Source organism: Sphaerospermopsis reniformis, from assembly GCF_005402885.1.
Classification (GTDB): domain Bacteria; phylum Cyanobacteriota; class Cyanobacteriia; order Cyanobacteriales; family Nostocaceae; genus Sphaerospermopsis; species Sphaerospermopsis kisseleviana.
In genome coordinates this window covers 1-6,359 of record NZ_BJCE01000280.1, presented here as the reverse complement: position 1 = coordinate 6,359, position 6,359 = coordinate 1, and the positions used below count along the sequence as shown (strand labels likewise).

Annotated in this window: 8 protein-coding genes; 2 read left to right on the top strand and 6 right to left on the bottom strand. The window is 36.5% G+C overall.

Annotation, left to right across the window (positions count from 1 at the left end; translation table 11 throughout):
* A partial coding sequence (locus FFR48_RS24245) for a HEAT repeat domain-containing protein (RefSeq protein WP_137669137.1) occupies positions 1-451 on the top strand: 451 nt, incomplete at its 5' end.
* Positions 452-773: 322 nt separating this feature from the next.
* Here the strand turns inward: FFR48_RS24245 and FFR48_RS24240 are convergent.
* From FFR48_RS24240 to FFR48_RS29125, 5 genes are all read right to left on the bottom strand, one after another.
* The gene (locus tag FFR48_RS24240) at positions 774-1,343 is read right to left on the bottom strand and encodes a hypothetical protein (protein ID WP_137669136.1); all 570 of its coding nucleotides are present in this window, start codon (positions 1,341-1,343) and stop codon (positions 774-776) included.
* Between the two features lie 105 nt (positions 1,344-1,448).
* The gene (locus tag FFR48_RS24235; RefSeq protein WP_137669135.1) at positions 1,449-2,549 is read right to left on the bottom strand and encodes a tetratricopeptide repeat protein; all 1,101 of its coding nucleotides are present in this window, start codon (positions 2,547-2,549) and stop codon (positions 1,449-1,451) included.
* Positions 2,550-2,653: 104 nt separating this feature from the next.
* Positions 2,654-3,406 carry an MBL fold metallo-hydrolase gene (locus FFR48_RS24230; RefSeq protein ID WP_137669134.1) on the bottom strand — a complete coding sequence of 251 codons (753 nt, stop codon included), beginning with the start codon at positions 3,404-3,406 and terminating at the stop codon, positions 2,654-2,656.
* A gap of 208 nt (positions 3,407-3,614) precedes the next feature.
* Positions 3,615-4,382, bottom strand: coding sequence for a circadian clock KaiB family protein (locus FFR48_RS24225; RefSeq protein WP_096572527.1), 768 nt, complete (start codon positions 4,380-4,382; stop codon positions 3,615-3,617).
* Positions 4,383-4,472: 90 nt separating this feature from the next.
* Entirely contained in the window at positions 4,473-4,808 is a 336-nt protein-coding gene (locus tag FFR48_RS29125) for a hypothetical protein (RefSeq protein WP_190348209.1), read from the bottom strand.
* Positions 4,809-5,696: 888 nt separating this feature from the next.
* Here FFR48_RS29125 and FFR48_RS24215 point away from each other — a divergent pair.
* Positions 5,697-6,068, top strand: coding sequence for a hypothetical protein (locus tag FFR48_RS24215; RefSeq protein ID WP_096564960.1), 372 nt, complete (start codon positions 5,697-5,699; stop codon positions 6,066-6,068).
* On the opposite strand, the gene FFR48_RS24210 is transcribed toward FFR48_RS24215, so the two are convergent.
* On the bottom strand, positions 6,061-6,297 hold the full coding sequence (locus tag FFR48_RS24210; RefSeq protein ID WP_137669133.1) for a hypothetical protein: 237 nt from the start codon (positions 6,295-6,297) through the stop codon (positions 6,061-6,063). The two genes, FFR48_RS24215 and FFR48_RS24210, sit on opposite strands and share 8 nt — an antisense overlap.
* Positions 6,298-6,359: the final 62 nt, after the last annotated feature.

Sequence of the window (6,359 nt, the reverse complement as noted above, 5' to 3'; positions counted from 1 at the left end):
TGATTTAATCCGCAATTCTGATGATGAAGATACCAAGAGAAGGGCGGCTGATAGCTTAGAAGAAATAGGAAATGGCAATGAATATGCTATCCAGGCTTTGGTTGATTTAATCCGCAATTCTGATGATAAATATACCAAGATAAGCGCAGCTTATAGCTTAGGAGAAATAGGAAATGGCAATAAAGATGCTATCCAGGCTTTGGTTGATTTAATCCGCAATTCTGATGATGAAGATACCAAGAGAAGGGCGGCTGGAAGCTTAGATAAAATTACAGAAATTGAACAAATGACAATGGTAATTACCAATTTGCAGAAATATTTACCAAAAGATGTTTATGAAAGGTCTTATTATAGTTTTGACTATGGAATTTATCAACTTTTCTGGAACTTTGCCCAAAATCTGAGTTATCCTAAATTTTATGCAGCTTGGCAACAAAAAATGGAAAATTAAACAAATGGGAGTTCAACGAAAATAATCTGACCCCTCTCCAAACCTCTCCCCCACTGGGGGAGAGGCTTTAATTTCTCTTTTTCTATTAATAAAAATTATTCTTTTTCCAATACTGTTGGGTTAAGAGTTTTTGTAGGTTGGGTTAAGCGATAGCGCAACCCAACAAAAGCTTATAAATGTTGGGTTTCGTTCCTCAACCCAACCTACGTGAGTTTACTTAGGACTTGCTCTTTTTCTATTAATAACAGTTATTCTTGTTCACTCTCCTTGTAGGAGAGGGTGAGAGAGAGGTTTTTCCCATACTTGGAAAATTCAAAATTAACTATGGTGTAATCACAGATTTAGCCATTTCTACCAAATCTTTCTGCTTACCTGCTTTTATGCCAATAGTGTACTGTACTCCCTTTTGTCGCCAGGTTAAGGTAGAATCAGAACAATTAGCACCACATTTAGCATCTACAAAATAAGCAGTTGTACCTTTAGCTAAAGATACCGCTTTACCAGTTAGTCTAGGGGTTTTACTATTAATAGCTTCCGCACTAATCATACCAAGACGGCACGCTGTACCTCCAGTACAATCAGGGCTAAATCCTAATAAAATATCATACTTATTTTTGTCGGCTGTTTCGATAATTGCGTAAAGTGGGTTTTCTCCTTCTAAACCAGGAATATAGTTAGGTAATAAAATTGTAATTTTCGTATTTTTCTTTAATTTGGGCAAAATTGACTTAAAAACTGGATGGGGTTGAGCAGTTTTACTATTAACCTGCTGTTTTGCTATTACCTGCGGCTGATTTTTTACCGATGCTTGAGCAACATCATGAAAATAGCTGCTACTAACTAGGATAAATAAAGCTAACAAAGCACTACTTTTTTTAAAATTGAAAATCATATTCACACACCTGGGTCATTAACAAGAATATTACAAATATAACACGCAGAAACCAGGTTTCTTAACATGATTACAAATATTCTGACTCCTGACTCCTGACATTCTTTAAAAATTTAAAATATCTAAGGATTCTTCAATTTCTAAATCTAAAATCATTGCTTGAGTATCTTTATGTTCTTCTATTTTTCCATTTTGCCAATACAAATCCGCTGCTTTCTGGAAATCCTCAATTGCTCCCTGTTTATCTCCTATAATTAATCTGGCATTTCCTCGATGATAATAAGCATCTGTATAATTAGGTTTAATTTTGATCACTTTACTAAAATCATTGATTGCTAATTCATAGTTGCCTAAATCAAAATGAGCATTACCACGATCATAATAAATATCTTCATCATTAGCATTTATCTTAATTGCCTGATTATAATCTTCAATTGCTCCTTCATACTCCCCTAATTCATAACGAATATTACCTCGATGTTTATAATCAATAATATCATCATTATTGTCAAGAAAATCATCCTGTGATTCAATTTCTTTGATTATTTTTTTCTGTTCATAGAAAATCTGCGGATTTTGTGAATCTATATGATCATTATCTATAGCAGTGGGGAAATTTTCTAAATAAGATAATAAACCTCCACCGTATAATAATTGATGGATACCAAAGGAAATTTTACCAGTTTTTAATTTAATCATTGTTGTAGGTAAAAATCCTGCTAAAAATAAATGATATTCTGATTGTGCTTCATTAACTTCTTGTTTAATTAAAATACAAACAATAACTGTATTTTTTTCAACTTCTTCTGCACTTACCGACCATCTTACCTGCTCAATTGTACCATGACGAGATTTAACTTGTATACGAATTTCCGGATTTTTAGTTAGTGTAAAATCATGTCTTCCATCTCCTCCCATTCGTTTTTCATAATCAACTTCTGTAATTAAATCTGCTAAACGTTCTTTAACAACTTCTTCACCTAATTTACCTTTAAGATTACTAATAAAAACGTTACGAACTGGGGAAGTGCGTTTATATTTTTCTGCCATTAACCAACAAAAATTTCTTAATATTGTTAATCTTTCTCCTGAAATAATAGTTAATTCACTATGATTTCCTGGTGTTTCACAGTGCAGTAAACAACCAGAATTTAATCTTTTAATAAAATCAGATTGTAGCGATCGCAATAAAGTAATCCAATCCATTTATCATTGGTAATTGGTAATTGGTAATTGGTAATTGGTAATTGGTAATTGGTAATTGCGTTATTTATCTTTTTCCCAATCACCAGTCACCAGTCACCTACTTCCTAAAATGTTACCTGTTCACCAGGTTTAGCTGCAATAACTCGCGTAGCTAAATTGTTTTTTTCTAATAATCCCTGAAATTCTTCAACACTTCCCTTTGCTTGCAAAAAGTTGTTTAATACACCCTCAAATTGAACATCTCCACCAGCAGCAGTAGGAAGAATAATTCGCGGTTGTAACCATTTAGCAACTTCTAAAGCACTATTCATTCCTTTAATTATTGGTAGTCCCAAAGGTAAACTTAAATCAATAATTGGTGTAATTACCACATCTACTGGTGCAAACTGCTGGAGTTGGTTTGAATGATTTCCATGCGGTTCATAATACAATTTTCCACCACTTGCTAACTCTGTGATCAGATAACCATTTTCTAACAAAGTTGGTCCAATTTGAGAACCGGGAAAAGCTTTAATTTCTACTTGATTATTTAAAGTGAAAATCTCACCATGATCAAGAGTGGTTATATTTTTATAACCCAATTCTTTTACTACTTTAGTTGCATTGGGAGACGCGACAACTTGAATATTCTTGTCCAATTTTCTCAAAGTGGGGGGATGTGCATGATCCTCCAAACCTTGAGACAACAAAATCAAATCTATATTTTCTGGTATTTGTCGATCTTGCGTTCGAGAACCTTTAAATAACCAATCTAAATTATTAAAGGTTAATGAGTCCACCAACCAAGGATCTAAAAGTATCCGCTGTCCACCAATTTCCATTAACCAACTATTGCTGTCTAACCAAGTGAAATACATAACTTTGAAGGTAGTAAGAGTAGTGCTGATTTTTATTATTAATTATAATATTAATTATAATATTAATTATAATATTAATTATAATATTTGTTATAATATTTATTATAATATTTATGATAGTTTTACGAACTGATCACGCTGATTTTAAACACGAATACACAGCTTGTTAATTACGAATTATCAATTGTCAATTATCAATTGTCAATTGTCAATTATCCTTCGCTCCTAATATTTGTAATAGTTTTTCCACATTATCTATATCTCCTACTATACGCCGAATTGGATGAGGCCAAACCTTAACGAGTGTAGGAGTTGCCGAAACCTGATCAATTTCTGCTTGCTCTGGATGTGTTAAAACATCAATTACCTTGAGGGTGTAAGGATAACCAAGCGATCGCTCTAATAAATCGTGTAAATTTTCTAAAATGCGCTCAGTATTCATACTATGTCCAGCCACAAATAAACGCAATACATAACCTTGACCATTCAATTTTCCCTGTTGTGGATGTAAATGATTTTGCTGATATCGGGATGGTATATCTGCACGATCTAAACGCACAATTAAATCATGATCTTCCCAGAGTTGGGGAAAAGAAGAACGATAAGTAGCTAACACCATGCGATCGCACAAACCCTCTTGCCAAGGTGCTGTTTGCCACACTATATCCCCCGTCCCAAAAATTGCCCTTAGCACCGACTGATGACGCATCACCGCCGGATAAGCTTCCGCAAAAGTCTGTACTTGTTGTGTCCGTGGATTTAACCAATGATCAATAGTAGCTGTATAACAAGGTACTAAAAAATGCGGCGGCTCTGATAAATCCAGAATTTCCTGCAAAGCCCCACACAGATGTAAATGCCATCGACCTTGCTTACTAGGGTCAATACAGTAAATTAAATCTCCCCCTGGTGTAAAAAGAGCAATACCTTTAAACAACTGGGGTGGAGATAGTTTGTCTGTGGTTAGCTTGGTCATTATGCTTTTGGGGACTGGGGACTGGGGACTGGGGACTGGTGACTGGGGACTGGTGACTGGGTAATCAATTTTATGTTTCCCAATCAACTGTCAACTATCATCCGTTTCTGGATAGTTCGTTACTTGAATTTCTCCTCGGTTACGGAAACGGGGTATTTCACCTATCCCCAAGTGAACGTCAGAATATCCTTGATCAAAAGCTTCTTGCACAATTTGAGCTAGGGTCAGTCCCGCAGGTGGTTTAGAAGTTGCCGGAACTGTTGCCCTTGGTGCTGCCATTGGTGGTGGTGCATTGCCAGCTGGTGAACCTACTCTGGGATTCTGCAACATTTGTGTATTATTACGTTGTGTCATAGATGTTGCTACCGGTGGCGCTGGTGGTGCTGGTGGTTTGGGTGGTAGATTGCGAGATGGTAATTCTGTCATATATCTTCATCAATATAACCTGGTTTTACACAGGTTAACCTTCAGTATTAAAACATAAATATTTCTGTAATGCTACGCAATTTTTCTACCTTAAATTACAAATACTTAATTTTTCTACCCCCAGATGAGAAATTTGTCAGCTATGGAAGGCAGCAGGGAAGAGGATTTGCGGCAACTTTACCTTTAGTTACATAGGGTTTGCTGAATAAACCTAAAACCTTGATATATCAAAGGTTAGAGGCTGATAAACACAGAAATTAGTGCAAGGGTTTTGAAGGGTATACCGGAAAAAGTGTGCATTTTTTGGGATTTCAAGAGATGGCAAAGAAATTTTCAAATCTTCTCCTGACTCCTGACTCCTGACTCCTGACTCCTGACTCCTATGCCCTCACGGAAAGACTTTCTCAGCAACCCCTACATACTTCGGTTTTTTACGCCTTTCTACTTAGGACTTAGGCAAGATTGGACTAAAAACCTGATTCTTGCGTAGGGGTAATTCATGATTACCCCTGCTTTCGTTTTGTTTTGCATCAGTCCTGCATAACTTTTTCAGCCCAGTCTCTTGAATTATGAGAAGCAATCCTAATTTTGATAAGAAATGTTAAGTAAAGCAGGTCATTAATTTCGGAGATCATGATTGGACTATTCTCTCCACAAGGTTATATTCCTCAAGATATATGCTCAAGCAAGACTGACTACACAAAGGGGCATTTGAGGAGATATCCATAATTACAAAAAATAAACTGTAAAGTTTAGTAAAGAAATGCTCATCTTTTCCATAAGTTTCTATATACTGGATTTCACTGAATCAAAACAGTTAACTCGTCAACAGCGAGGCACAACTGAAATTCAAATTTAAACTTTGCTGTGTATTTGGGAGGAAAAGTCATGGTTTCGGCTCAAAGCTCTAATCAAGGGAAGACCTACTCCTTGTTAATGATTAAAAGCTTTTTAATCTGGACTTTCACATTGGCAGTATGTTTGTTGGTTGTCGGTTTTCCATTAGTTGTAGTAATGGCTACGGTCGGATGCCTGTTGTCGATAGTCCTACAATCTGTAATGCCTGTCAGTGCTGTGTTGCTGGTAGCAGGTGGTTTAATCATGTTCAATGTTTTGACAGTTTTGATCGTGGCTGGTGTACTAACTGCTAAAGGCATTCATCCCAAGGAAGTTAAATGGTTAAGCTGGCTACATGGTGAAGCAGAAAAAGTGCAAACCACGGTTTATGCTGCTTGTCCTTTAACTTGCGAACTCAAATAAATAACATTGCTAAATTCGACAAACAGTGCATCTGCCCGGTTAAGCCGGGTTTTTTCATGTTTGAGGGAACAGGTGATTGGTGACTGGGGACTGGTGACTGGGGACTGGTGACTGGGGACTGGTGACTGGGGACTGGTGACTGGGGACTGGTGACTGGAGACTGGGGACTGGTGACCTGGGACTGGAAAATGGTGTACGGGAACCTGTTATAGGAAAATCGTAAGCGCATGACGTTTACCTGTTATCATATGCGTACAACCCGTATCGCATATGTCTTTTTAGAATAAATAC

Coding starts and splice junctions, on each gene's coding strand:
- FFR48_RS24240 (WP_137669136.1), bottom strand. CDS start 1,343: ATGATTTTCAATTTTAAAAAAAGTAGTGCTTTGTTAGCTTTATTTATC.
- FFR48_RS24235 (WP_137669135.1), bottom strand. CDS start 2,549: ATGGATTGGATTACTTTATTGCGATCGCTACAATCTGATTTTATTAAA.
- FFR48_RS24230 (WP_137669134.1), bottom strand. CDS start 3,406: ATGTATTTCACTTGGTTAGACAGCAATAGTTGGTTAATGGAAATTGGT.
- FFR48_RS24225 (WP_096572527.1), bottom strand. CDS start 4,382: ATGACCAAGCTAACCACAGACAAACTATCTCCACCCCAGTTGTTTAAA.
- FFR48_RS29125 (WP_190348209.1), bottom strand. CDS start 4,808: ATGACAGAATTACCATCTCGCAATCTACCACCCAAACCACCAGCACCA.
- FFR48_RS24215 (WP_096564960.1), top strand. CDS start 5,697: ATGGTTTCGGCTCAAAGCTCTAATCAAGGGAAGACCTACTCCTTGTTA.
- FFR48_RS24210 (WP_137669133.1), bottom strand. CDS start 6,297: ATGCGCTTACGATTTTCCTATAACAGGTTCCCGTACACCATTTTCCAG.